Below are 25,637 nucleotides of genomic sequence, written 5' to 3' on the forward strand. Positions count from 1 at the left end.
TCCGTCCTTTGTCCGCCCGGCCACGCCGTCCGGCCTGTGCGGGCCTGGGCGCGAGGGGCGGCAGTGTCCCTGCAGTGACGCATGAACCGCGTGGTGCATAAGCGCGTTGCATAAAACGCCCGCCGCACTGTCATCGTGGGCGGGACACCCAAAACAGGATTTTACCATAACTGGAGGGTGTTGTTCTCATGTCAGCTGCGGGGCCGGTTGGGGCGCGGCGGGCTGTCAGGGTCGGTCGGTGGGGGGCGGCGCGTCGAGCGCCTCCTCGAGGTTCAGTTCGCCCTGTTCGAGCTGGCGCTCCAGCTCGGCTTCCTGCACCTCGGCGCGGGCCCTGCGGACGGCCTCGCGGGCTTCCTCCTCACGTTCGAGCTGTTCCTCGACAACGCCGCTGATCAGGGCCATGGCGACCGCGTCGGGAATGTCCGGGGCCTCCCGCAGGTAGAAGTGCTGGTAGACCGCCTTGATGACGATCAGGAACGGAACGGTCAGGAACGCGCCCACCAGTCCGAACACCCCTCCGAACAGCACGACGCCCACGATGACGCTCAGGGGGTGCAGGTTCCCGGCGCCGCCCACCAGCAGGGGGCTGAGGGCGAAGCCGCTGACCTGCTGGAACACCAGCACGAATGCGGCGACCCACACAGCCTTCTGCGGATCGTCGGCCAGGGTGAACAGGATGGGCGGAACGGTCGCCACGATCGGGCCGATGGTGGGGACCAGTTCACCCAGCGCGGCCAGCAGTCCGAACACCAGCCAGTTCTGCACGCCCAGCAGGTAGAAGCCCAGCGCGGTGCAGCTGCCCGTGACGAGCATCACCAGCAGGGTGGCGCGGCCCCACGCGCCGGTCTGCTTGAGGATCTGCGCCAGGGCGTAGGTGGCGGCCAGCCGGTGCTGGGGTGGCACGGCGCCCAGCACGCCGTTCACGAGTGGGACGGGATTTCCCAGGACGTACACCACCATGACCAGTGTGACCAGGCCGGTGAACACGCCGCCCAGGATCAGGCTCAGGAGGCTGGGCAGCTGTTCGGCGGCGCGGCTGCTCAGGATGCCCAGCTGCTTTTGCACCCGGTCGAAGAGATCGTCGGGCAGCATGGCGTCCATCTGCGGGTGGGCGCGCAGCCAGGCGTTCAGTTTCGGTTCGATGCGGCTGAGGTCGAAGGTGCTGCCGCCGATGCTGCCCAGCTGCGCCGCGATGGGCGGCACGGCCAGGAACAGGGCCACCCCGATCACGGCGACCACCAGCAGCACGGTCAGGGTGCCTGCCGCGGCGCGGGGCATCCACTGTTCCAGGCGACGCGCGACCGGGTTCAGGGCGGTGGCGACGATGATGGCCAGCGTGATGGCCAGCAGGCTGGGCGCGACCTTGCTGAAAAACGACAGGGACAGCAGGATCAGGATGACGGCCGTCGCGACCGGCAGGAGGTTCAGCACGAAGATGCTGCTGGGAGGGCGGGCGTCGGGGGCGGTCACGGGCGTCCCCGGCAGTGCGCTGAGCGTGGCATGAGAAACGCAGTGTAGAAGCCCGGCAGTCCCGGCTGTAAGCCGCCCGCGCTCCTGGCGCTTGAGCGTCCCTTCACCCTTGCCCGGACGCCGCGCCCGCCGGCGTGCAGGGCCTCATACGGATTCCGATTGAATGAGTTGCCAACACCGTTCCATCCGAGCGAGGCGGCCCGGAGCAGATGGGGCAGCCGGGCGTGGGCGGGCAACCCGGTGCGTTGGCGGGTGGAGGGCGACACAGACGGCAGTCCGTATCACGGCAGCGGAATCCACCACCAGCCGCCCACGTCTTGCCGTCCGGCGCGCCGCGCGGCCTCCCGTGCGCCCTGGTTACGGCCGTGAACGGTGCCGCTGAGGACCTGGGCCGGGTCGGGCAGGTGGCGGGCGAGCAGGGTGCTCAGGGCCGCGCCCAGGCCATGGCCGCGTGCGTGCGGGGCCAGCAGGAGTTCCTGCACGACCTGCGCGTCCAGGCCCAGCTGCGGGTACGCGAGGGTTCCGGCGTACCCGGCCCACCCGCCGCGCCAGTGCACGTCGAACATGGTGCTGGCATCGATGCACTCCTGAAGGTCGTCGGCGCTCAGCAGGCGGGCCTCCTGCGGGTGGTGGGGGTGGGCGGCGTCCACGGCGTCGTAGGCGGCCTGCGCGTCGGCGTACCGGCCGGTGTCGGGGGTGGGGGTGAGGGTCAGGCCGTCCGGGACGGGGTGCCCGCGCAGGTCCCCCACGGGAGCGGCCAGCACGCGCCGGTCCGGGTTGAGGTCCGCCCAGTCGGTCATGGGGGCGGCACTCCAGAAACGCAGGCGGGGCGGGTGGAACGCGGCGTACACGCGGGCCGCGGCCGCCAGCGCAGGCAGGTCGGCGCGCGTGACGGGGCGGCTGGTGACGCTGACGTCCACGAAGGGTTTCGTGACGTCCAGGCCCTCGAAGCGGATGCTCAGCATGGCGTGCAGGTCGCCGCCCGCCGGCACCCAGCGGTTCAGGTAGGCGGGCGCGGCAGGTCCGGCATTCAGGAAGCCGGCCCGCTGCGCGGCGAGGTCGAGGTCGGTGGCGAGTTGCAGGTCGAACCCGTGTTCATCGGCCAGGGTGCCCAGGCGGGCAGCCGGGTCGGTCCACCCGTGCGTGGCGGGGTGCTGGGCGGCGAGGGTGAAGGCGGCCAGTTCGGTGGCGCCGGGCAGGTCGGCAGTGCCGGGCAGGGGGTCGGTGGTCGTCACTGCCGGACACGGTAGCGCCGGGCGGGCGGGCACGGTGCCGCATGTGGGCCGGCCGGGCGGCCGCCTGCTATCCTGGGCGCAACCTAACGAGCGTTTGTTCCAGCCTCTCCCCCGCCCCCCGGAGGTCCCACCATGAAAAGCAAGAACGAGTGGATGCAGAGCGTCTACGCCCCCGCCACGCAGAAATTCCCGGAACGCAAGTACAACTTCAAGAACCTCTCGGACATGGAACCCGAGCCGATCTACACCGCCGACGACCTGAAAGACTGGGACGCCGAACGGGACCTGGGCTACCCCGGCGAGTACCCGTACACGCGCGGCGTGCAGCCCAGCGTGTACCGCGGCAAACTCTGGACCATGCGCATGTTCGCGGGCTTCGGCAGCGCCGAGCAGACCAACGAACGCTTCCACGCGCTGCTGCGCGCCGGGCAGACCGGCCTGTCCACGGCCTTCGACCTGCCCACCCTGATGGGCTACGACAGCGACCACCCCTTCAGCAAGGGTGAGGTCGGCAAGTGCGGCGTGGCGGTCAGCAGCCTCGCGGACATGGAGATCCTGTTCCGCGGCATCGACCCCACGCAGGTCACGACGTCCATGACCATCAACTCCCCCGCGAACGCCATCTGGGCCATGTACATCGCCAACGCGCAGAAGCAGGGCAAGGACCTCGGGCAGGTGGGCGGCACCATCCAGAACGACATCCTGAAGGAATTCATCGCGCAGAAGGAATTCATCTACCCGCCCGCCCCCAGCGTGAAACTGGTCATCGACACCTTCGAGTGGGGCCCGCGGGTCGTCCCGAAATGGAACTTCATCAGCGTGTCCGGCTACCACATCCGCGAGGCCGGCGCGACCGGCGTGCAGGAACTCGCCTTCACCCTCGCCGACGGCTTCCACTACGTGGAGAAGGCACTGGAGCGCGGCCTGGACATCGATGAATTCGCGCCGCGCATCAGCTTCTTCTGGGACATCCACAACGACTTCTTCGAGGAGATCGCCAAACTCCGCGCCGCCCGGCGCATCTGGGCGCGGCAGATGCGTCACCACTACGGCGCTAAGAACCCCCGCTCCTGGATGCTGCGCACCCACTCCCAGACCGCCGGGGTGTCGCTGCCCGCGCAGCAGCCGCTGAACAACATCGCCCGCGTCGCCATTCAGGCGCTGGCCGCGGTGCTGGGCGGCACGCAGAGCCTCCACACCGACGCCTTCGACGAGGCGCTGGCGCTGCCCACCGAGGAAGCCGCGACCATCGCCCTGCGCACCCAGCAGATCATCGCGTACGAGACCGGCGTGGCCGGCGTGGTGGATCCCCTGGCCGGCAGCTACTACGTCGAGAAACTCACGAACGACATCGAGGCCGCCGCGATGGGCTACATCGAGCAGATCCGCGCCATGGGAGGCGTGGAGGCCGGCATCGACAGCGGCTTCTTCCAGCTGGAGATGGCCGAGGCCGCCTACCGCTACCAGCGCGAGGTCGAGAGCAAGGACCGCATCGTGGTCGGCGTGAACGACTTCGTGCAGGACGCCGTCGAGGTGCCCATCCAGCTGATCGACCCGCAGGTCGAGCGCGTTCAGGAAGCGCGGCTGGCGCAAGTGCGCCGCGAGCGCGACCCACAACGCGTCCAGGCGGCCATCGAAGCGCTGCGCGACACGGCCGTGACCGGCGCGAACTCCATGCCGGCCTTCCTGGAATGCGCGCACGCCTACGTCACGCTGGGCGAACAGATGGACGTCCTGAAGACCGTGTACGGCGAGTACGTGGAACCCGCCGTCGTCTGATACGGACTCGGATTGAATGGGCTGCTGAGCCCGTTCAATCCGAGCGGATGCGAGAAGGAAAAAAACGGGTTCCGGACGTGGAGTTGACAGATCGGTGGTGTTCCGATCTGTGAACGAAACAATCGGAGTCCGTCTGCTACGGCCTGCCGGGCGGGGCCGCCCCGCGAGTCGCCCCCGCTCAGATCCAGGGGCTTTGCGAGCCATTCCACCGGAGTCCGCATCAGACACGCTCGATTCAGCGGGATTGACCCTGCGCTCAGTGGTCCGGTCCGACCGGGCCACTGAGCGGGAACACGCTCAGGCTGTCCAGCCGGTCGAGGAGGCTGGCCCCGACGGTCAGTGCGCGGCTGTCGGCGGCCCAGGCGAGGAAGCTGGGCGGATCGGCCAGCGGCGGCGTGCGGGTTTCGAGCTGGCCGGTCGCGGCGTTCACGAGGTCCACGCGCCATCCGCGTTCATCGCGGGCCGGGAGGGCCAGCAGGGTGCTGTCGGGGCTGAACCGGGGCCCGCTGAGGGTCTCCCGGGGCGCGGCGGCCCGCAGCGTCGCGAAGGGGACCCGCACGCCGGGCCGGTACAGGTCGGTGGTGCCGTCGGCGGCAGTGACGGCCAGGACGCCCCGGCCGCTGATCTGCACGTCGCCGGCGCGCCGGCCGGGCGCCACGGGCAGCGGGAAGCGTTTGCCGCTGCCCAGCAGGGTCACGAAGGCGTCCCCCTGGGCGGGCACGACGAACGCGCGGGTCGCGTCGGGTGAGACGGTCACGCGCGCTCCGGCCAGCAGCCGGGGCGCATCGACCGTCCCGAGCCGCTGGCCGGCCGGGCCGATCACGGTCAGGCGGTCGTCGTTCCAGATGCCGGCCGCGTTGCCCCAGTGGTTGACGCTGAGGTGCGTGGCGGTCCCGGCCGGGGCGACGGTCCGCACGGCGCCGCCCGAGAACTGCCCGAGGTTCAGGCGGCCGCGGCTGTCGGCGCTGAGCGTCCAGGTGGCGCGGTTCATGGTCTGCACGGCCCGTACCTGCGGCGCGGTCGTCGGCCCGGCGAGCAGCGTGCCGTTCCCGAGCAGCGCGGCGGCGCGGCCCGTGACGGGATCCAGGCCGCCGCCGACCGGCCGTGCCGGCAGGGGCAGGCGGCGCGTGGCCGGCTGCTCGGCCGGGCCGATGGTCAGGCTGTCGGGCGCGATCCCCAGGACCTGCTGGTCGGCCGTCACCTGCACCGGCCGGATCGCCCCGCCGGGCACGCTGAGGGTCTTCTCGCGGCGGCCGGTCAGCAGGTCGCGGCGTTGCAGTTCGCCGTTGCCGGGAACGCCGTCCAGGGTGAGGACCGTGCCGTCCCGCAGGGGGAGTCCGGCGACGTGCGGGGTGTCGCGGGTGACGACGCTGCTGGGGTAGTTCTCGCGCAGCGCGATCAGTTGCCGTCCGGCCTGCACGGCGGCGCTGCGGCTGTCGGCACCGAAGCCCACCGTGCCGACCGGGCAGGCTTCGTCGCAGAGGTATCCGGACAGGACGGCGGCGCTGCGCGTGTCGAGCAGCTGCACGCGCCGGTCGCGGCCCACGACGGCGCGCGATCCGTCCGGGGAGGTCGTCAGGAACGTCACGCCGGGCTGCGTCAGTGGCGGCCGGGGGCTGCCGGTCAGGCTGAACTGCTCGGTGACGCGTGCGCTGCCGATCAGGACGGTATCGGGGCCGTTGAAGCCCGCGCCGGTCAGGTCCGCGACGGTCCACTGGGCGGCGCGCTGGCCGTCCGCGAGCCGCCAGACGCTGACGACGCCCGTTCCGTTCCCGGCTGCCGTGGTCGTGAGTGCCAGCTGGCCGTCCGGACTGACGGCGAGGCCCGCGCATTCGGCGCCCGTGGAAACGCTGCGTGACGCGGCACCGGTGGCGTCCAGAACGACCAGGCGGGCGCCCAGGCAGGTGGCGACGCGGTCGCCGGGCAGCAGGCGGGCGCCCGTCACGGTTACCGGGCCGTTCAGGAACACGCCGGCCGGGGCACCCAGGCCCAGGCCGGCGGCGGGCGCACCGAGCAGAAGGGAGATCAGGCCGGCGGCAGGAATGCGGAATTTCACACCGGGAAGTCTACCGCGCCCCCCGGCGGGGTCCGGGTCCGGTCAGAAGGTGTAGCCCTTGGGCACCACGACCACACCGTTTTCCGTGACGGTGAAGCCGCGCGCACGGTCCTCCTCCGGGTCGAGGCCGATCTTCGTGCCGGGCGGGATGATGACGTTCTTGTCCACGATGCAGCGGCGCAGGTGCGCGTGCCGGCCCACCTCGACATCGTCGAACAGCACGCAGCTCTCCACCAGGGAGTACGAGTGGGTGCGGACGCCGCGCGCCAGGATCGAGTCGCGGACGGTCCCGCCGCTGATGATCGCGCCCCCGGCCATGATGGTGTTGAACGCCTGCCCCTTGCGGCCGTCGCTCTCGTGCACGAACTTGGCGGGCGGGGAGAACTCGCTGCTGGTGCGCAGGGTCCATTCCGGGTTGTAGATGTCGAATTCCGGGTTGATGCTGACGAGGTCCATGTTCGCCTCGTAGTAGGCGTCCAGGGTGCCCACGTCACGCCAGTAGGTGTTCGGGCCGGCCTGACCGGGGATGGGGTTGCGGTGGAAGTCGTACGCCATGACGTTGTACCCGTCACTCAGGGCGCGCGGGATGACGTCCCCACCGAAATCGAAACCGCTCTCGCCGCCGCCCATGTTCGTCTCGAGCAGTTCTTCCAGCGCGCGGCGCGAGAAGATGTAGTTGCCCATGCTGGTCAGGCTGGTGCCGGGCTGGCCGGGAATGCTGGGCGGGTCCTTGGGTTTTTCCAGGAAGTCCGTGACGCGCCAGTTCGCGTCGACGTGCATCACGCCGAACTGGTGCGCCTGCTCCTGCGGCATGGGGTACGCGGCGATGCTGACGTCCGCGCGGGTCTCGATGTGTTTCTGCAGCATGTGTTCCACGTTCATCTTGTAGATGTGGTCACCGCTGAAGATCGCGACGTAATCCGCGTCGTAGTTGTCGATCAGGTGCATGTTCTGGTACACGGCGTCGGCGGTCCCGCGGTACCAGACCGGCCCGAGTTCCTCGATGCGGTACATCTGCGCGGGCACCAGCGTGATGAAGTAGTCGCTGAGGAACGTCCCGAAGCGCCAGCCGCGCTGGATGTGCTCGGTGAGGCTCTGCGCCTTGTACTGCGTGAGGACGTACACGGAGAACACGCCGGAGTTGATGAAGTTGTTGATGGCGAAATCGATGATGCGGTACTTGCTGCCGAAGGGAACGGCGGGCTTGCTGCGCTTCTGCGTCAGTGGCGCCAGACGGGACCCCTGCCCGCCCGCGAGAATCATGCCGAGAACCCGTGGTTTCATGCGATACCCCCTTCAATGGACCGGCGGTCAGGCAGTTGAACGTGACCGCTGAACCGCCGATCAGACCGGTAAACCGTGAGTCCCTGTGCTGTGCCGATACTGTAACGCGAAACGGCGCGCCGGCAGGCGGACCGATCTGCTCAGGGACAAGGTCCGGAGCGCCCGGGTCCGGAGCGCTCCGTTCCGGACGGTCCGGCGCCTTCAGACCGCGCCCACCTTAGCGGGACAGCAGGGTCCGCACGTGCCGCGCCGCTTCACCTGCACTTAATACCGGGCTTCCCAGCTGCGTGCGCGTGAACGTCAGCTGCCGCCGGGCGTACTGCCGGGTGGCGAGCGTGACCTGCGCCGCCGCCGCGTCCGGACTGAGGTGGCCGCGCGCCACGGCCAGCGCCTCGCGGTACCCGAGCGCCTGCCAGACGGTCGGTCGCGGCTCGGTGTCCGGCGCGACCCGCTGCGCGAGCCAGGCGGCCTCGTCGGCCCATCCGGCGCGGAACATGTCCTGCACCCGTGCCAGCATCCGGGCTTCCAGATCCGCCGGATCGCGCGTGAAGGCCGTCACGTCATAGCGGTAACGGGGCGGTCGGCGCCCGAACTCGCCGGGGAACCGTCCGGTCTGCCGGTACACTTCCAGCGCCCGGACAACCCGGCGCGGGTTACGTTCCAGCCGCGCCGCTTCCGCCGGGTTGATGGCCTGCACGTCGGCCAGCAGGGCGTCCAGGCCCCGAACGGCCAGTTCCGCCTCGACGTCGGCGCGCAGGGCCGCGTCGCTGGGCGGCGTGAGCGGCAGCCCGCGCGTCAGGGCCGCAAGGTAGAACCCGGTCCCTCCCACCACCAGCGGCACCTGTCCCCGCGCGAGAATGCCGGCGATGGCCGCCTCGGCCAGTTCCACGAAGCGGGCCACGTCGAACGGCTCGGTCACGTCCACCACGTCGAGCAGGTGATGGGGCGCGGCCGCGCGGTCCGGCGCGGCCGGTTTGGCCGTGCCGATATCCAGACCGCGGTACACGGTGAACGCGTCGGCCGAAACGATCTCCAGCGGGTACTCCCGCGCCAGCGCCAGTGCCAGCGCGGATTTACCGGCCGCGGTGGGCGCCGTCAGGATCGGAATGGAACTCAGCACGCGAGGGATTGTACGTGATGGCACGCGCCTCCCATGCCCCGCGGCGGACGGGTCCACAGTCACGCCGGACAGGCCAGTGATAGCGTATGAACATGAACGAGCCCGTGCTGGCGCGACTGCAACACCTGATGACCCTCCGCGAAGAGGTGGAAAGCCTGACCGGAACCGGCCCCTGGCTTCCGAGTGCCGACTGGGCCGATGCCGACAGTCACCTGATCCTGTACCTCGACGTGCCCGGCGTGAACCCCGATACCCTGGAACTGCTCGAGGAGGACGGTACGGTCACGGTTGCCGGTCAGCGCGACGAGACCCACCGGCTGCTGCGCGGCGAACGGCCTGCCGGCACCTTCCGCCGCACCCTGACCTTTCCCGAGGACGTCCTCCCGCAGACCGGCGAGGCCAGTCTCGCGAACGGCGTGCTGTGCGTCCGGTTCGAGAAGAAGCACCCGACCATCAACGTGCAGTCCAGCGAAACGCCCCTCTGACCGCCGGCCCCGGCGGGAACTGTTCAGTGCCCGTCGTGGTGCCCGTCGGTTGCCGCGCCGTGACCGTCTGCCGCGTGGTCAGCCGCAGGTGCGGCGGGAGCCGCTGCCGTTGCTGGGGCCGTTGCGGGGACCGTTGCGGGGGCCGTTGCTGGGGCCGTTGCTGGGGCCGTTGCTGGGGCCGCCGGGATGGGGTCCGCCGCCTGGACCGCCGGCACCGGACCATGCGCGTGCCCATCATGTCCCGGCACCGTGATGGACCGGGCCACCGTGAACAGGCCGCCGAACAGCAGCGCCGCCACCACCACGGTCCCGCCCAGCAGGACCGGGAGTTTGGGGCCCAGCTGCACCCCCTCGCGTGCCAGGAACGCCCCGAGCGACAGGATCAGACCGACAGGAATCAGCAGCGAAGAGTACGCGGGATTGTCCGGGAAGTGCTGAACGCCGCCGGTGATCATGCCGATCCCCACCGAGAGGACGAACGACACGAGCAGAAACCCCAGCAGGTTGTCGGGTCGCGCCCGGCGCCGCACCACGAATTCCTGCAGGTAATGACCCGCCGTGAAGCACACCACCCCCAGGGCGGCCAGCCCCAGGTAGTAGACCGTGTGCTCACCGAGTCCCAGGTGAACAATGCCCCCCGCAATGAAACTGGTGGACGCCAGCAGCAGGAAGTACGCCAGGAAAGGAAGCAGCAGCTGACGGCGGACGGACGGCCCGTCATGGGGCGCAGACTGTAAACGGTTCACAGGCAGCAACAGTACAGCCACACTGTCAAGCTCGTGTTAAGGTCCGCTCAAGACGGCACGGCCCGTCCCACCGCGCACCTCGCACCACGCCGCCAGGGCCAGTCGGGTTCCCGGCGCGCAGCTGGCCATCCGGTCCGATGCCAGCTGGTCGGCAAAGCAGCCACCGCGCCTGTCCTCGAGCAGCCAGGGGCGGCACCGGAGGGCCCGCACCAGCCTCTGCGCACCACATGAAACGGACGCCGGGCGAAGCGATCCGACGAGCCGCTCCGCAGGGTGGGAATAAAGAGGACCGCCGGGCGTGGAATCGGCAACCCGGTACGGTGGCGGAGTCCGTCTGAACGAAACAGACCGCAGTCCGTATGACCACCCCACGGCAAGACGAGAGAACCCCGTTTCGCACGGGGTTCTCTCTCCTGCTGGTGCCGGTGAGGGGACTCGAACCCCTACGGTTTCCCGCTCGATTTTGAGTCGAGTGCGTCTACCATTCCGCCACACCGGCGGCGTGGGGAATGGTAGCGCGTGGGGGGGCGGGGGTCAATGTCATACGGATTCCGTTTATTTCGTTGACAGATCGGAACACCACCGATCTGCCAACTCCACGTCCGGAATCCGTTTCTCTCCTACTCGCACCCGCTCGGATTGAATGGTCTTTGCAGCCCATTCAATCGGAGTCCGTATCAGGTGGGGTCGGGGTGCGCGCCGATGCGGCGGCCGATGTCGCGCCTCAGTTGCGCGCCGGGGAAGTCCGTCTGGTCGGCAAGGGCATACGCGCGGCCCAGGGCGGCGTTCAGGGTGGGGGCGGTGGCGGTGATGGCCAGGACACGGCCGCCGCTGCTGAGGAGTCGCCCGCCTTCGGTGCGGGTGCCGGCGTGGTGGATGATGCCGTGCGGGCCGGGGTCGGGGAGGGTGATGGGAATGTCTTTGTGGGGTTCGGCGGGGTAGCCGGGCGCGGCGAGGATGATGGTGGCGCTGGCGGCGTCGCTGAAGGTGACCTGTGCGGGGTCGAGCTGGCCGCGCGTGGCGTCCAGGGCGTGCTGGGCGAGGTCGCTGGTAAGAAGGGGGAGGACGGTTTCGGCTTCGGGGTCGCCGAAGCGGGCGTTGAATTCCACGACCTTGGGGCCGGTGGGGGTGAGCATCAGGCCGGCGTACAGGACGCCGGTGTAGGGCAGGCCCTCTGCGGTCATGCCGCGCAGGGTGGGTTCGATGATGTCGCGGCGGATCTCGCCCAGCACGCCGGGTTCGAGGGGGAAGGGGCAGATGACGCCCATGCCGCCGGTCATGGGGCCGGTGTCGCCCTCGAAGATGGTCTTGTGGTCCTGGCTGGGGGGGGTCAGGGCGTACTGGGTGCCGCTGCACAGGGCGAGGATGGTGACTTCCTGGCCGGTCATGAATTCCTCGGTGACGGCCTGCGCGCCGGGCTGGGTGAAGATGTCGCGCAGGGCGGCCTGGGCCTGCTCGGGGGTGTGGGCGATGGTGACGCCCTTCCCGGCTTTCAGGCCGGCGTCCTTCACGACGATGGGGGGCGTGAGGGTCGCGGCGTGGTCGAGGGCGGTCTGGAGGTCGCTGAAGGCGTGGTGGGCGGCGGTGGGGATGCCGTGGCGCTCCATGAAGGCCTTGCTCCAGGCCTTGTCACCTTCGAGGCGGCTGGCGGCGCGGGTGGGGCCGAAGGCGGGGATGCCCAGCGCGGCGCACTCGTCGACCAGTCCGGCGGCCAGGTACGCCTCGGGGCCGACGATGACGAGGTCGGCGCCTTCCTGCTGCGCGAGGCGGGCGAGGGTGGGGGCGTCCTGGGGGCTGTCGATGATACGGGCGTGCGCGGCGATGCCGGGGTTGCCGGGGGTGCACAGGACCTCGTGGCCGTGGCGGGCGCAGGCGTGCGCGATGGCGTGTTCGCGGCCGCCGCCGCCGATGACGAGCACGCGCATCAGCGGTCGCCTCCGGAGCGGGCGGCGCGGCGCTGCCAGTAGCGCACCAGACCCTGCACGCTCATCCAGGGGGGGCAGGCGAAGTCGAAGCGGGCGGGCAGGCCGGGGTGTTCGCGGCTCAGGTCGTTCATGAGGTCCCCTGTGAAGGTGTGGGTGATGGTGTCCAGGTCGTGCCCGGCCTGCAGTCCGGCGGCGACGCGCTGCGCGTCGGTGTCCATGTTGCGCAGCAGGTCGTCCCAGTGGGCGGGGGTGTTCGGGTGGCTGCCGTAGTGCGCGAGGTGCAGGGTGCGGGCGTCCAGGGTGCGTAGCGTCTGCACGGAGTCCCGCCACGCCTCGAGGTTGATGTCCGGGGGCGGGGTGGGCGCGCGGGGCGTCTGGGCGGCGTCGAGGCGGATGCCGCCCACGTCACCCACGAACAGGTGTTCGCCCGCATGGAAGCTCAGGTGGTGGACGGCGTGGCCGGGCGTATCGAGCGCCTGCACGTCCAGGCTGCCCAGGCGCAGGCGTTCGCCGCCCTGCAGGACAGTCAGGCGCGCGGGGTCGATGGGTTGCATCTCGCCCCACAGGCGCTCCATGTGATCCCCGTAGATCTGGGTGGCGCTGGCCACCAGCCGTTCCGGGTGGGACAGGTGCGCCGCGCCGCGTGCGTGGACGTAGGCGCGGGCCTGAGGGACGAGGTTCAGGACCGTGCCGGCCGCCCCGGCGTGATCGAAGTGAATGTGGGTCAGCAGGACGTGCCGCACGTCCGAGAGGGTCGCGCCGAGGCCGGTCAGGCCGCCGCGCAGCGCGCCGAGGGTGCTGGTCGGGCCGGTATCCACGACCGCGAGGCCGTCCCCGGTGTCGAACACGAACGCGGCGATGACGCCCGGCGTGTCCTGGAAGTTCAGGTCCAGCGCGTGGACGTGGGGCGTCATGCCTTCCCGCTGAGGCGCACGCCGAGCAGCAGCAGCGCGCAGGCGTACTGCACGTACGCGATGATGCGGATGGTCCGCACGTTCGTGGCCGCGCGCAGGGGGCCGAAGGTCAGGGCGAGAATGCCGGTGGCGCTGAGCAGAATCACGCCGAACAAAAGCCAGAGTGCCATGAGACGCAGAATACCCGCTGCCCCCGGGGGCCGGGCGGCCGTGGACTGGGCAGCGGGTCCGGGTCAGACGGGATTAAAGTGACTCCACGTCATTCTGATACGGACTCCGATTGAATGGGCTGCAAAGCCCATTCAATCCGAGCGAAGCGAGTGGGAGCAAAGCGGGTGCCGGACGTGGAGTCGGCAATCCGGTGAAGTGCCGGATTGTCGGCGAAACAAACGGAATCCGTATCAGAAGCACTCCGATTGAATGGCGGGCCGCCGGGTCCGAGCGGACGCGACTCGCAGAGCTGGCTCCGCAGCGGAGGAGCGAAACGGACGGAGTCCGGCTCAGTTCTCGCTGACCAGCGCTTCGAGGAGGCGCACGGCTTCCTCCAGGCGGTGGGCCTGCACGCGGGCGGCGGTGCGCACCTGCCGCCACTCGAGGCGGACGCGGGCGAGGCTCAGGGGGTCGCCGCCGAGTTGCGTGAGTTGCAGGGCGCGGCGTTCGAGCGTCTCGACCTGCGCGGCCAGCTGGCGCAGGCTGGCCTGGTGGGTGCGGGCGGCGTTCAGGGTGGCGTCCAGTTGCGCCTGCGCCTCGGCCTGCGCGAGGTGCAGGTTGTGGTGGGCCTGCATGACCTGCGGGCTGGCCTCGCCGGCCTCGCCGGCCTGCCACTGCGCGTAGTTCAGGGCGTGGCGGGCGCGCAGGACGTTGGGGTGTAGCGGCACGCCCAGCGAGAAGCGGGCGTTGCTCAGGTCGAGTTCCAGCATGGTCAGGGGCGTGTCGGCGTCCTCGAGTTCGATCAGCGGCGTGAATGCCTCCAGGAACGCGCGGGTCTGCGTGACCATCAGGCGCGAGTGCGCCAGTTGCGGACTGACGACCTGCCCGCTGCGGCTGGCTTCCTCGAGTTCCTGGACGGTCAGGCGCAGCAGGTCGCCCTGCGCGACGGCCGCCGCGACCTGGTCGGCCACCTCGATGCGGGCGTGGTCGGCGCGGAGTTTGCTGAGCATCTCCTCGGTCTCCCAGCGCCGCACCTCGGCCTGCGTGGCCTGCACGTCCCATTCGGCGGCGCGTTCCAGGCTCAGCAGGTCCGGGTTGCTGCGGATGGCGCCCAGGCTGCGGCTGGCGATCTCGGCGTGCGAGCGGGCCAGCAGCAGCGGCAGGTCGTGCGCGCGGCGTCCCCACTTGACCGGCGACGGGGCCGGGGCGATCGGGCCGGGCGCGGCCGGCTGGGCGGGGACCGGGACGGACTCGGCGAACTTGGCGAGGTCCAGGGTGGTGCCCTCGAGCCACTTGTCGGCGCGGGCGTCCCCGAAGTTCTCGCGCATCTGCGAGTACACGTCCTGCAGCACGGCGACCACGTCGCGCGGGCCGAGGGCGCGCACGGCGGTCCAGCCGCGGCGCTGCACCGCGCCCTGGATGGCGAGGTCTGCCTCGCGCACGCCCAGTTCGGCGCTGAGGCGCTGGCGCAGCCACTCGCGGTACGGGTCGGCCGAGACCGGGGTCACGCGCGGCTCCCGGTGCGGCGCTGGCGGGCGCATTCGAACAGCACCAGGGCGGCGGCGGTGGCGACGTTCAGGCTGTCCGCGCCGCGCGCGGCGTTCATGGGAATGCTGACCGAGTGGTCGGTGTCCCGCCAGTGGGCGGGCAGGCCCTCGTGCTCGGTGCCGAGCAGCAGCGCGACCCGGCCGGTCAGGGGAGCGTCCCAGTAGGTGCGGGGCGCGTCGGGGGTGCAGGCGACGGTGGTGAAGGCGCGGGCGGCCAGCCAGTCCTGCGCGGCCTGTTCGTCCATGACCGCGACCGGCAGGCTGAACACGCTGCCCTGGGACGCGCGGATCACGTTCGGGCCGTAGGGGTCCGCGCCGCGCCCGAGGACGATCACGGCGTCCGCGCCGGCGGCGTCGGCGGTGCGGAGGATCGCGCCGACGTTGCCGGGTTTCTCCAGGCCGTGCAGCACGACCGTCACGGCGTCCGGGCCGGGTTCGGGCAGCGCGGCGCGGGGGGTGGGGGCCAGGCCCAGCAGGCCGTCGGGGTTCTCGCGGCCGCTGACCTTCTCGAAGGCCGCGCGGGAGAGTTCCAGGACCGTGAGGTGCGGGTGGGTCAGTTCGGGGGCCAGCGCGTGCGCCTCGGGGCTGAACAGGGCCGGGCAGGTGTACAGGGTGTCCAGGTTCACGCCGGACGCGGCGGCGCGGTGCAGTTCGCGGGCGCCCTCGATCAGGATGACGCCTTCCTGTTCGCGTTCACGGCGGGTGCGGAGTCTCACGAGCCGTTTCACGTGGCTGTTCTGGAGGGAGGTGATCGGGGCGGGCGTGGTCATCGCCGGCCATTATGCCGCGCCGCGCCTGCCGGAACCGGTCGGCGGGAGGCGGGTGCGGCCGGCCGGCGTTCGCGCTAGCCTGTGCGCATGGCGCTCGCCTATCCTCCCTTCAAATCCTGCCCGTGCGGGTCCGGCCGCAGTTACGGGCACTGCTGCGGGCCGCTGCATGCCGGTGCGCCCGCCACGACGCCCGAGGCGCTGATGCGGTCGCGTTACGCCGCGTACGCGCTGGGAAACGCGGCGTACGTCCTGCAGACCTGGCATCCGGACACCCGGCCGGGCACGCTGGACCTGCGGGACGGCACCCGGTACCTGGGGTTGCGGGTGCGCCGCGCCGAGGGCCGCCGCGTGGAGTTCGCCGCGCAGTTGCGCCTGCCTGACGGTGAGCGGTACACGCTGCGGGAGAACAGCGAGTTCGTGCAGGTGGATGGCCGCTGGCTGTACCTGGATGGGCAGTCGCCGGCCGGCGGCGACAGCGACCCCGTCTGAAGCGGGGTGCGGCGGGAACGTCTGCCGGTCCGGCCGCGTATCATGAGACATGACTGAGCCAACAGTGAACGGCAGCCAGACCCGCAGCAGGCCCACGGTGCAGGTGCGCCCACCGGGCCGGCCGGCCGCGCTGCTGATCGGCGGTCTGCTGGCCGCGGCCGTGCTGGTCAGCCAGAGCGTGAAGGTCATTCCGGCCGGGTACGTGGGGGTGGTGTTCAGTTCCTTCAGTGGCGTGAAGGCGCAGCCGCTTCAGGAAGGCATTCATTTTCTGGTGCCGTTCGTGGACCGCGTGAACCTGTACGACGCCCGCCTTCAGGAGGTCACGCTGGCGCACACCACCCAGGACGGGGACGAGGGCGCCATCCGGGCGCGCAGCAAGGAAGGCCTGGACATCACGGCGGACGTGACCGTGCAGTTCCGGGTGGACCGCGCCAAGGCCGCGACGCTGCACAAGGAACTCGGGCGGGACTACGTGCGGACCGTGATCCGGCCGCAGGTGCGCAGCAAGGTCCGCGACGCCATCGGGCAGTTCGGCGCGGCCGACATCATCTCCTCGAAACGGCAGGAGGTCGAGGCGAGCATCACGGCGGAACTCCGCAAGATCTTCGAGCGGAACAATCTGGTTCTGGACAGCGTGCTGCTGCGTGAACTGCGCATTCCGGACAGCATTGCCAAGGCCATCGAGCAGAAGCAGGCGGCCGAGCAGCAGGTGGCGGTGGAACGCAACCGCCTGCAGCAGTCGACGATCAGCGCCCAGCGGGCCGTGGTCGAGGCGGAAGGGGCCGCCAAGGCGTCGGTGGCGCGGGCGCGCGGGGAGGCCGAGGCGCTGTCGCTGCGCGGACGGGCGCTGCGGGAGAACCCGCAACTGATCCAGCTGACGGTCGCCGAGAAACTCTCGCCCGGCATTCAGACCGTCATGCTGCCCAGCACCGGGAACTTCCTGCTGGACGTGGGCACACTCACGCAGCCCGCGAAGACGGCCGCGAAACCATGAGCGCCCGTGCGATAGCCTGCGCATGATGGTCGTTCTGATGCTGATGCTGATCTTCGCGGGGGTCGCGGCGGTCATGTACGTGGACAACACCACACGCGCCGGGCGCCGCGCCCTGAAGTCTGCCGAGGTCCCCGCGCTGCCCCGACTGACCGGGCAGGAGGCAGAGGCCGGTACGGCCGCTGGTCTGACGCTGCCGCTGCTGCTGTCGCTGCCGGAACCCGCCCGGACGCGTGCCTGGGCGCTGCTGTCGGGCGTGACGGACGCCCTGAAGGCGGGTGGCGGTGATACGCGCACGGCGTTCCTGCTGGCGCAGACGCGCGACTCGTACCTGCCGGACACGCTGCGCGCCTACGCGCACCTGACGCCGGCCGCGCGGCAGACGCTGGAACGCCAGGGGCAAGCGCCGGAGGTGCTGCTGGACGAGCAACTGGCGCTGCTGGAGGACGGGGTGCGCGAGGCGTTGCGGCACGATCACGCGGCGGCCGACCGGCTGCTGACGCAGGGGCGGTTCCTGCGCGAACGCTTCGGGGCCGAGAGTGCCGGGAGCGGGCTGCGTCAGAAACCGTGACGGTCACGCGGCGCGGATTCCGGTGGCGCAGGTGTTGGGGGCGCGCGTTCCGGGCTGCATGAGGATCAGCGCAAGATTGAACCGGGTTCAGAATGACGGCCCGCAGCGGCGCGGGGTCGTAGCCTGCGTGTATGACGACACTGGCTTTCCTGGGTCTCGGGGCGATGGGCGACCCGATGGCCGCCCACCTCGCCCGGTACGCGGCGGCCAGCGGCCTGACCGCGCACGTCTGGAACCGTACCGATTCGAAAGCGCAGGCGCACGCACGGGCGCACGGCAGCAGCGCCGTGACGCTGGAGGAAGCGGCGGGCGCGGACGTGATCTTCACCTGCCTGCCCACCAGCGCCGAGGTCAGCGAGGTCCTGAGCGTCATGGAGCCGCACCTGAATCGCGGCGCGGTGTGGGTGGACTGCACGAGCGGGCACCCGCAGGCCGCGCCCGCCCAGCGTGAGCGGCTGGCCGCGCGGGGCGTGACGCTGCTGGACGCGCCCGTGAGTGGCGGCACGGCCGGCGCGCAGGCCGGGACCCTGACCGTGATGGTCGGTGGCCCCGCCGACGCGCTGGAGGCGGTGCGGCCGCACCTGGCATTCGCCGGGAAGGTCGTGCATGTCGGCCAGAGCGGCGCGGGTTTCGCGGTGAAGGCCGTGAACAACGCGCTGCTGGGCGTGACGCTGTGGGCGACCGGCGAGGGCCTGGCGGTCCTGGCCCGCGCGGGCGTGGACCTGGGCGCGGCGCTGGACGTCATCAACGCCAGCAGCGGGCGCAGCAACGCCAGCCAGAACCTGATCGGGCAGCGGGTCCTGACGCGAGAGTTCCCGGCGACGTTCGCGCTGGGCCTGCTCGCCAAGGACGCCGGGATTGCCGCCGACCTGACCGGCGAGGTGCGGGGCAGCGCGCCGCTGCTGGCCCAGACGGCGGCCCTGCTGCGCGCCGCAGAACGCGTGGTGGGCGCGGACGAGGATCACACGGCCGCCCTGAAACTGATTGAGCAGATGAACGACGTGGAGTTGAAATGACACAGGAACGCATGACCCCCGGCACCGCCCAGACCACCTCTCCCCGCTTCGGGATCGTCACGGACGGCGGCCTGGACGCCTACCCTTCCCTGCTGAACGACGTGCCGGTCGCGCCGTTCTCGGTGACGTTCGGGGACGCCAGTTACCGCACGAACGAGATCAGCCGCGCGGACCTGTTCCGCATGCTGGAAAGCAACCCCAACCACCCGACCAGCAGCCAGCCCACCCCGCAGGACTGGATGGACGCCGTGCGCCGCGCCGGGGTGCGGGACGTGCTGGGCGTGACCATCAGCGCCGGCCTGAGCGGCAGCATGAACGCCGCCGAGCAGGCCCGTCAGGCGCTGGGCGACGAGTTCAACCTGACCCTGCATGACAGCGGCACCCTCAGCGCCGCGCAGGCCTTCCAGCTGCACGCGGCGGGCACGGCGGCCGCGCGCGGCGAGAGCCTGGAGACCGCCCGCGAGTGGATGCGCGCCGTGCACGAGGAAACCGAGCTGTACTTCACCATCGAGACGCTGGAGTACCTGCGCCGGGGCGGGCGGATCGGGCGGGTGCAGGCCACGCTGGGCGGCCTGCTGAACCTCAAACCCGTGGTGACGGTGGACAAGCAGGGCGGCACGTACACGAACGTGGGCCGCGCCCGCTCGTACCGGGGCGGCATGGAGGCGGTCGCCACGCAGGTCACGCGCCGCTTCGGGGAGGGCACGCCGCTGCGCGTGGGCCTGCTGTACGGCAGCGTGCGCGAGGACGCCGACGAGGTGCTGGGCCACCTGAAGGGCCGCCACCCGATCGTGTGGTCGGACGTGACGGGCGTGAACCCGGTCCTGAACGTGCACACCGGCCCGCGCACCGTCGGGATCGCCGCCGCGCCCGGCGCGTGGCCCTGGGAACGCTGAAAGCCCACAGTGACCAATGACAGGAGGGACGCCGCTCATGCCGGGCGTCCCTCCTCTCCTCTATCAACCATCAACTCTCGACCATCACCGTCTTTACTGGGTGCTGCGGGGGTCCAGCACGTCGCGCAGGCCGTCGCCGAGCAGGTTGAAGCCCAGCACGGTCAGCAGGATGGCCAAGCCGGGGAAGATCATGGTCCACGGGGCGTCGACGTAGTACTGGCGGCCGTCGCTGATCATGGTGCCCCACTCCGGCAGGGGCGGCTGCGCGCCGATGCCCAGGAAGCCCAGCGCGGCGACCTCGATGGTGGCGGTGGCGATGCTCAGGGCGCCCTGCACGATCAGCGGCGAGAGGCTGTTCGGCAGGACGTGACGGAAGATCATGCGGCCCTGCGAGGCGCCCAGCGCCCCGGCGGCCTGCACGAACTCGCGTTCGCGGATGGACAGGACCACGCTGCGTGCCAGTCGCATGTACACCGGCACCTGCACCAGCGACACGGCCAGCATGGCGGTCACGAGCTGCGGACTGTTCAGCGCGAACAGGCGGTCCATGCCCGCGATCAGCAGGGGCGGGTCGCTGGCGCTGAAGATGCTGGCGAAGCCGATGGCGAGCAGGATGCTCGGGAAGGCCAGCATCACGTCGGTCAGGTAACCCAGGACGCTGTCCAGCCACCCGCCGAAGTACCCGGCGAGCAGGCCCAGCAGCGTGCCCAGCGCCAGGGCCAGGACGGTGCTGACCACGCCGACTTTCAGGCTGATGCGGGTGCCGTGCAGGGTGCGGGTCATGATGTCGCGGCCCAGGTTGTCGGTCCCGAAGGGGGCGCGCCAGATGTTCACCTTGCCGGTGACGGGATCGGTGTACGCCTCGGCCACGTCCTTGTTCCACAGGGCGCTGAGGCTGGGGGGTTTCAGGATCAGGCTGTAGTTGCGGTCCACGGTGGGGTCGTAGGGTTTCAGGACGCTGGCGAACACGGCCAGCAGCACGAACACGGCCACGATGACCGCGCCGACCTTGCCGGGCGCGCTGCGGCGGAAGCGGCGCCAGAAGATGCTGTCCTGGCGGGGTTTGGAGGCGGGAGCGGTCGCGGTTGTCATGAGGTCACCAGGTCCCTTCAGCTGTACTGGATGCGTGGGTCGAGGGCGGCGTAACTGAGGTCCACGATCAGGTTGGCGACGCTGACGACCAGCGCGGCGAAGATCACGCCCCCCTGGATGATCGGGTAGTCACGCTGGCTGATCGCGTCGTATACCCACGAGCCGATGCCGGGCCACGAGAAGATCGTCTCGGTCAGCACGGCCCCGCCCAGCAGCGCGCCCGCCTGCAGGCCGATGACGGTCACGACCGGCAGCAGCGCGTTGCGCAGCGTGTGCTTCAGGACCACCGAGCGGCCGCTGAGGCCCTTGGCGCGCGCGGTCCGCACGTAATCCTGGCCCAGCACGTCCAGCATGGAGGAACGGGTGATGCGGGCGATGATCGCCAGGGGAATGGTGCCCAGCGCGATGGCGGGCAGCACGAGGTGCCGCGCGGCGTCCCAGGCGGCGTCCATCTGGCCGCGCAACAGGGCGTCCAGGACATTGAATCCGGTGATGGGCCGGATGGTGAATTCGGTGCCGAGCGGACCGCTGGGTGGCAGCCAGCCGAGCTTGACGCCAAAGAAGTACGACAGCAGCAGGCCCAGCCAGAAGACCGGCATGCTCACCCCGATCAGCGAGATGGTCGTGGCGAGGTTGTCCCAGACGCTGTTGCGGCGCAGGGCCGCCAGGATCCCGGCGGGCATGCCGATCACCAGCGCGAACAGCAGCGCCGCGATGCTCAGCTCGGCAGTGGCGGGGAAACGGGTTTTCAGGTCGTCCCGGACGGGGATGTTGCTCTTGATACCGGTGCCCAGGTCACCCTGCAGCAGGGCGCTCATGTACTTGGGGTACTGGGCGTCCAGGGGATTGGCCGGGTTGAAGAACCAGGGTTTGTTCAGGCCGAGCTGCTCGCGCAGCGCGGCGGCCGCTTCCGGCGTGGCGCGCTCGCCGAGCATGGCGATGGCCGGGTCGCCGGGAATCGAGCGGACGAACACGAAGACCACGAGGCTGATGCCCAGCATGACCAGCACGGTCCGCAGCAGGCGGCGAATCAGGTAACTGCCCAAAGCAGACCTCCCTTGGGTGAAATGAATGGAACGGAAGCGGGTGCCGACAGGCCCGGTCGGGTCGGTTTCGGCGGACGGTCAGACAGTGTGTCGGCGCACAGTGTACCTGCCGGGCCGCCCGCGGGGTGACCGGGCAGTCCGGGTGGATCAGACAATCCACGGTGGTGCGCCGCGGCGGGGAAACGCCCGGGGGCGCAGCGGCACACAACGGGAAGCGGCAGGTCCCCGGTACTGGAGACCTGCCGCCCCCCCTGGCGGGGCTTACTTCTTGCCGGTGACGGTGATGGTGTTGAAGGGTTCGCTGCCCAGCGGGCTGGGCACCCAGCCCTTGACGTAGCTGCGCGCGGCGGCCAGCGGGTTGCTGTGCACCATGGGAATGCGGTACGCGGCGTTGTAGGTGATCTCGTGCAGCTGCGCGTAGACCTTGGCCTTGGCGTCCTGGGTGGCGGCGGCGCGGCCCTGCTGCAGCAGCGTCTCGACGTTCGCGGGGTTCCAGTTGATGTCGTCCGAGGCGTTGGCACCGTAGTACGCGCCGTAGAAGTTGTCGGGGTCGCCGTAGTCGCCGGTCCAGCCGATCATGTACATGTCGAAGCCGGGTTCCTTGTTGCGGTCCTCGAGGTACTTGGCCCAGTCCTCGGTTTTCAGGTTGACCTTCACGCCGATGGCGCTCAGGTCGGCGGCGATGGCCTCCGCGATGGGCTTGGGCGTGGGGAAGTACGGGCGGCTGACGGGCATGTACCACAGGTCGATGGAGAAACCGTTGGGGTAGCCGGCGTCGGCCAGCATCTTCTTCGCGGCGGCCGGGTCGAACTTGTAGTCGGCCGGGACCTTGGGGCTGTTGGCCCAGTTCATGACCGGGGGCACGAAGCTGGCGTTGCTGACGCCCAGGCCGTTCCAGAAGGCGTCCACGATGGCCTTCTTGTTGATGGCCATGGCGATCGCCTGACGCACCTTCTCGTTTTTCAGGTACTGGTTGCGGTTGTTCATGCTGACGAAGCCCACGTTGAAGCTGGGGCGCTTGACAGCCACGAGGTTCTTGTCGCCCTGCACGCTCTTGAGGCTGTCGGGCGTCAGGTCGTTGGCGAAGTCGATGGTGCCGGCCTTCAGTTCGTTCAGGCGCTGGCTGGCGTCCTTGATGTTGCGGATGACCAGCTGGTCGACCTTGGCCTTGTCACCCCAGTACAGCTTGTTGGGCAGCAGGGTCACGCGGTCGCCGGTGCGCCAGCTCTGGAAGATGAAGGGGCCGGTGCCGACGGGTTTGCTGGCAGGCGTGCCGTACTTGGCGCCTTCCTTCTTGATCGCGGCGGGGCTGGCGATGCCGAAGTACCCGGCGGCCAGCACGTTGGGCAGCACGCTGGAGGGTTTGTTCAGGTCGATGCGGACGGTGGTGTCGTTGACCTTGACGATGTTCTTGATGACGGCGGTGGCGTCGCCCTTGTAGCCGCCGAGCAGTTCGCCCATGATCTCGAAGGTGCGGCCCTGGTCGCGGAAGCCGTAGGGGTGGCTCTTGTCCCACCAGCGGCCCAGGTTGAACACGATGGCGTCGGCGTTCATGGGGGTGCCGTCATGGAAGCGCACGCCCTTGCGCAGCGTGAAGGTCCAGGCGGTGTTGTTGGCGTTCGCTTTCCAGGAGGTGGCGAGGCCGGGCGCCAGGTCAGTGCTGCCGGGCTTGAAGTCCACCAGGGTGTCGTAGATCTGACGCTGCACCAGGATGCTGATGCCGTCGGTGATGTTTCCGGATTCCAGGCTGACGGGTTCGCCGTTCCCGCCGAAGACCAGCGTGGCGGCCGAGGCGGCGCTGAGGGTGGAGAGCAGGGCGGTCAGGAGCAGTTTCTTCATGGAACCTCCGGGTCCGGCATGCGGGGCGACACCGGGAGAACCGGCGGGTCTGCGCATGTGGACGGTAAAAAGGTGAATCGTGCGTTAAGGGTAGGGGCCGGCCGGGGGGGTGTCAAGCGACGGACACCCCTGGACGGGACGCGGCCCGCCGGACGGAACCCCCTCAGGGAACCGTGGCGGGCGCCGGATCGAGGACCGTGAGGCCCAGCAGCGCGAGGTTGGCGTTCCCGCCGCCGCTCACGGCCCGCACGGAGCGGATGGCGACGCCGGGCCTGGGGTTCACCCACTCGAGGGCGGTGAGGTTCACGTCCAGGCCGTCGCCGGTGCGGCCGGCCCAGACGGGCGCGGGAATCATGGAGCTGGGCAGCAGGTCCGTCCAGGCGCGCAGGTGCCGGCCGTACTCGAGGGGCTGCGTGACCCGGCTGCCGTCGGCGTACTCGATCTCGTAGCGGCCGATGACCTCGCGGGCGCTCGCGGCGGGCCAGCCCGTGGCGTGCAGGAACACCAGTCCGGCGGCGGGGCGGTTGAGGTCCAAAGTCACCTCGGCCGGAAGGTCGCGGACGCTGGCGCGGCTGCCGCGCAGCATCACGGCCCCGCTGACGTCGAAGGTGTACCGGCCCAGACGGGTCACGCCGCGTGGCAGGTTGCGCAGGTCGATGTCGGCCCCCTTGCCGATCCAGCCGCGGCCTTCGTCGTCGGTCAGGGCGCGCGTGACGAGCGGCGCGAGGTTCACGGTCGCGCCGCCCGTCGCGCGGTACGGTTCCGGCCGGTACAGGTCGCGGTAGCGCGGCGCGGCGTCCGCGACGGGCGGCGCCGACGGGTTCCAGAAGGCGCCGGCGGCACGCACGAAGGCGACGCCCTGCTCGGCATTTCCGTCCCAGATGCTGGGATTCCCGAAGTACCCGGTCCAGCGGGTCTGGATCATGCCGCCGGCCCCGCCTTCCTGGGCGGCCCGCGCGAAGCCCTCGGCGTTGCCGGCGTCTGCCCAGCTGGCGCCCAGCACCGCGAAGCCCTGGTCGCGGATGGTCTTCAGGGCGGGAAACGACGTGCCGGGCGAGTACGCCCAGTACGCCACCTGCAGGTCTTTCGGCAGGCGCGGGGGGACGCTGCCCAGCACGGCGTCCGCGAAGGCCGTGTCGTGCCAGATCATGCTGCTCACGTTCATGGATTTCAGGTACCCGTGGAGTTTCAGCAGGTCGTCCACGAACAGCTGCTCGAACCCCACCGCCTTCCCGTTCTCGCGGGCGGGGAAGCGGTCGCGGCTGCGGACCTCGTCGTGCCCGAGGTGCAACCGGGTGGGCCGGAAGACCTCCACCGCCTCTTTCAGGACCGGCAGGATCACCCGGTCGTAGGTCGCGGGGTTCAGGGTGTCGTAGGCGTACGGGCTCTGGCTGCCCTCGTCCTGGCGCAGGTCGAGGTTCTTGCCGCCGTAGAACATCCAGCCGACGTGCCCGAGCGTCTCGATCAGCGGAATGACCTCCAGGCCGTGGTTGCGGGCCAGGTCGGCCACGCGCCGCGCCTCGGCCTTCGTCGCGCCGCCCGGGTGCGCGAAGCCCCCGGCGCGGGCCGCATCCCACTGCACGTAGTCGGCCATGATCAGCACCGCGTTGAATTTCAGGGCGGCCAGCATGGGAATCAGGCGGTCGTTGACGGCCTGGCTGTTGCTGTCGAGGTAGATCATGGCGATCCGCTGTTTCAGGGCGGGGGCGTCCGAGATCCGCGCGAAGCGCAGGCCCTCCGGCGTGAGCAGCTGACGCAGCGTCTGCACGCCCAGGTACGCGCCGCGGTCGTCCGCGCCGACCACGAAGGCGCCGCCCGCGTCCACCCACAGCGCGTAGCCTTCCGGGTCGCGGGTCAGGAGACCGGCCTGCTGCGCGCGGGCCGCGAGGGCCGGGTCGGCCAGCGTGCCCACCGTGATGGCGGGGCCGGCCGCGCCCGCGTCGGGCAGCGTGGCCCCCAGGCGGGCCTTCCATTCGCCGCGCAGGTCACGGGCCGCCCAGCCCAGTTCCGGGGCGCTCCCGACCGCGCGCAGGCCCAGACCGTTCAGGGAAAGCGTGCCGGTCGGAAACTGGGCCGACCGGGGTTGCGGGACCAGGCCGGGGGCCGGGCTGACGAGCCGCGCGGCGGTCGAGGGTGTGACGGTCACGGGGGCGGCCGCAGCCAGTGGCGTGCACAGGAGGGACAGCAGCGCCACAGCGGAAGAAATCGGTTTCATA

At 70.4% G+C, this 25,637-nt stretch carries 22 protein-coding genes and 1 tRNA gene; 7 read left to right on the forward strand and 16 right to left on the reverse strand.

The genetic code is table 11. The features are described 5' to 3' along the window. Positions 1-225: 225 nt before the first annotated feature. A complete protein-coding gene (locus tag ABDZ66_RS15655) occupies positions 226-1,470 on the reverse strand; it encodes an AI-2E family transporter (protein ID WP_343760872.1) in 1,245 nt (414 codons plus the stop codon). 281 nt (positions 1,471-1,751) lie between these two features. Further along, on the reverse strand, positions 1,752-2,705 hold the full coding sequence (locus tag ABDZ66_RS15660) for a hypothetical protein (RefSeq protein WP_343760874.1): 954 nt from the start codon (positions 2,703-2,705) through the stop codon (positions 1,752-1,754). A gap of 132 nt (positions 2,706-2,837) precedes the next feature. On the opposite strand from ABDZ66_RS15660, the gene ABDZ66_RS15665 reads away from it, so the two are divergent. Further along, a complete protein-coding gene (locus ABDZ66_RS15665; RefSeq protein WP_343760877.1) occupies positions 2,838-4,484 on the forward strand; it encodes a methylmalonyl-CoA mutase family protein in 1,647 nt (548 codons plus the stop codon). Positions 4,485-4,740: 256 nt separating this feature from the next. Here the strand turns inward: ABDZ66_RS15665 and ABDZ66_RS15670 are convergent, their stop codons facing one another. The 3 genes from ABDZ66_RS15670 to miaA form a co-directional block, all read right to left on the reverse strand. After that, positions 4,741-6,540, reverse strand: a complete 1,800-nt coding sequence (locus ABDZ66_RS15670) for a hypothetical protein (protein WP_343760880.1) — start codon at positions 6,538-6,540, stop codon at positions 4,741-4,743. 42 nt (positions 6,541-6,582) lie between these two features. Then, a complete protein-coding gene (gene glgC / locus ABDZ66_RS15675) occupies positions 6,583-7,824 on the reverse strand; it encodes a glucose-1-phosphate adenylyltransferase (RefSeq protein ID WP_343760883.1) in 1,242 nt (413 codons plus the stop codon). 217 nt (positions 7,825-8,041) lie between these two features. Then, on the reverse strand, positions 8,042-8,941 hold the full coding sequence (gene miaA / locus ABDZ66_RS15680; RefSeq protein ID WP_343761070.1) for a tRNA (adenosine(37)-N6)-dimethylallyltransferase MiaA: 900 nt from the start codon (positions 8,939-8,941) through the stop codon (positions 8,042-8,044). A gap of 95 nt (positions 8,942-9,036) precedes the next feature. On the opposite strand from miaA, the gene ABDZ66_RS15685 reads away from it, so the two are divergent. Then, positions 9,037-9,429 (forward strand): Hsp20/alpha crystallin family protein, encoded by a 393-nt coding sequence (locus ABDZ66_RS15685; RefSeq protein ID WP_343760886.1) that lies wholly within the window; start codon positions 9,037-9,039, stop codon positions 9,427-9,429. 23 nt (positions 9,430-9,452) lie between these two features. On the opposite strand, the gene ABDZ66_RS15690 is transcribed toward ABDZ66_RS15685, so the two are convergent. The 7 genes from ABDZ66_RS15690 to ABDZ66_RS15720 form a co-directional block, all read right to left on the reverse strand. Continuing rightward, complete coding sequence (locus tag ABDZ66_RS15690) at positions 9,453-10,175, reverse strand: hypothetical protein (protein WP_343760888.1); 723 nt, start codon at positions 10,173-10,175, stop codon at positions 9,453-9,455. A 417-nt stretch (positions 10,176-10,592) separates the two neighbouring features. Beyond that, positions 10,593-10,674, reverse strand: a tRNA-Leu gene (locus ABDZ66_RS15695). 178 nt (positions 10,675-10,852) lie between these two features. Continuing rightward, a complete protein-coding gene (purD, locus tag ABDZ66_RS15700; protein WP_343760892.1) occupies positions 10,853-12,100 on the reverse strand; it encodes a phosphoribosylamine--glycine ligase in 1,248 nt (415 codons plus the stop codon). Next, the gene (locus ABDZ66_RS15705) at positions 12,100-13,014 is read right to left on the reverse strand and encodes an MBL fold metallo-hydrolase (protein ID WP_343760894.1); all 915 of its coding nucleotides are present in this window, start codon (positions 13,012-13,014) and stop codon (positions 12,100-12,102) included. The genes purD and ABDZ66_RS15705 overlap by 1 nt, the downstream gene beginning before the upstream one ends. Continuing rightward, on the reverse strand, positions 13,011-13,184 hold the full coding sequence (locus tag ABDZ66_RS15710) for a hypothetical protein (protein ID WP_343760898.1): 174 nt from the start codon (positions 13,182-13,184) through the stop codon (positions 13,011-13,013). Before ABDZ66_RS15710 ends, ABDZ66_RS15705 begins: the two co-directional genes overlap by 4 nt. Positions 13,185-13,514: 330 nt before the next feature. Beyond that, the gene (locus ABDZ66_RS15715) at positions 13,515-14,672 is read right to left on the reverse strand and encodes a hypothetical protein (protein ID WP_343760902.1); all 1,158 of its coding nucleotides are present in this window, start codon (positions 14,670-14,672) and stop codon (positions 13,515-13,517) included. Then, positions 14,669-15,481 carry a TrmH family RNA methyltransferase gene (locus ABDZ66_RS15720; RefSeq protein WP_343760905.1) on the reverse strand — a complete coding sequence of 271 codons (813 nt, stop codon included), beginning with the start codon at positions 15,479-15,481 and terminating at the stop codon, positions 14,669-14,671. The genes ABDZ66_RS15715 and ABDZ66_RS15720 overlap by 4 nt, the downstream gene beginning before the upstream one ends. 87 nt (positions 15,482-15,568) lie before the next feature. On the opposite strand from ABDZ66_RS15720, the gene ABDZ66_RS15725 reads away from it, so the two are divergent. The 5 genes from ABDZ66_RS15725 (at position 15,569) to ABDZ66_RS15745 (ending at position 19,444) form a co-directional block, all read left to right on the forward strand. Further along, a complete protein-coding gene (locus ABDZ66_RS15725) occupies positions 15,569-15,970 on the forward strand; it encodes a YchJ family protein (protein WP_343760907.1) in 402 nt (133 codons plus the stop codon). 49 nt (positions 15,971-16,019) lie between these two features. Continuing rightward, on the forward strand, positions 16,020-16,964 hold the full coding sequence (locus ABDZ66_RS15730) for a prohibitin family protein (RefSeq protein ID WP_343760909.1): 945 nt from the start codon (positions 16,020-16,022) through the stop codon (positions 16,962-16,964). A 25-nt stretch (positions 16,965-16,989) separates the two neighbouring features. Next, positions 16,990-17,532: a hypothetical protein gene (locus ABDZ66_RS15735; RefSeq protein ID WP_343760911.1), complete on the forward strand. Its 543-nt coding sequence runs from the start codon at positions 16,990-16,992 to the stop codon at positions 17,530-17,532. 131 nt (positions 17,533-17,663) lie between these two features. Beyond that, positions 17,664-18,548 (forward strand): NAD(P)-dependent oxidoreductase, encoded by an 885-nt coding sequence (locus ABDZ66_RS15740; RefSeq protein WP_343760913.1) that lies wholly within the window; start codon positions 17,664-17,666, stop codon positions 18,546-18,548. Beyond that, positions 18,545-19,444 carry a DegV family protein gene (locus ABDZ66_RS15745; protein ID WP_343760916.1) on the forward strand — a complete coding sequence of 300 codons (900 nt, stop codon included), beginning with the start codon at positions 18,545-18,547 and terminating at the stop codon, positions 19,442-19,444. The genes ABDZ66_RS15740 and ABDZ66_RS15745 overlap by 4 nt, the downstream gene beginning before the upstream one ends. A gap of 93 nt (positions 19,445-19,537) precedes the next feature. On the opposite strand, the gene ABDZ66_RS15750 is transcribed toward ABDZ66_RS15745, so the two are convergent. The 4 genes from ABDZ66_RS15750 to ABDZ66_RS15765 form a co-directional block, all read right to left on the reverse strand. Further along, complete coding sequence (locus ABDZ66_RS15750; RefSeq protein ID WP_343760918.1) at positions 19,538-20,536, reverse strand: ABC transporter permease; 999 nt, start codon at positions 20,534-20,536, stop codon at positions 19,538-19,540. Positions 20,537-20,553: 17 nt separating this feature from the next. Then, entirely contained in the window at positions 20,554-21,582 is a 1,029-nt protein-coding gene (locus ABDZ66_RS15755) for an ABC transporter permease (RefSeq protein WP_343760920.1), read from the reverse strand. A gap of 261 nt (positions 21,583-21,843) precedes the next feature. After that, a complete protein-coding gene (locus ABDZ66_RS15760; RefSeq protein ID WP_343760923.1) occupies positions 21,844-23,421 on the reverse strand; it encodes an ABC transporter substrate-binding protein in 1,578 nt (525 codons plus the stop codon). Positions 23,422-23,584: 163 nt separating this feature from the next. Beyond that, on the reverse strand, positions 23,585-25,636 hold the full coding sequence (locus ABDZ66_RS15765; protein WP_343760925.1) for a glycoside hydrolase family 20 zincin-like fold domain-containing protein: 2,052 nt from the start codon (positions 25,634-25,636) through the stop codon (positions 23,585-23,587). Position 25,637 lies beyond the last annotated feature (1 nt).

Source organism: Deinococcus depolymerans, from assembly GCF_039522025.1.
Taxonomy (GTDB): Bacteria; Deinococcota; Deinococci; order Deinococcales; family Deinococcaceae; genus Deinococcus; species Deinococcus depolymerans.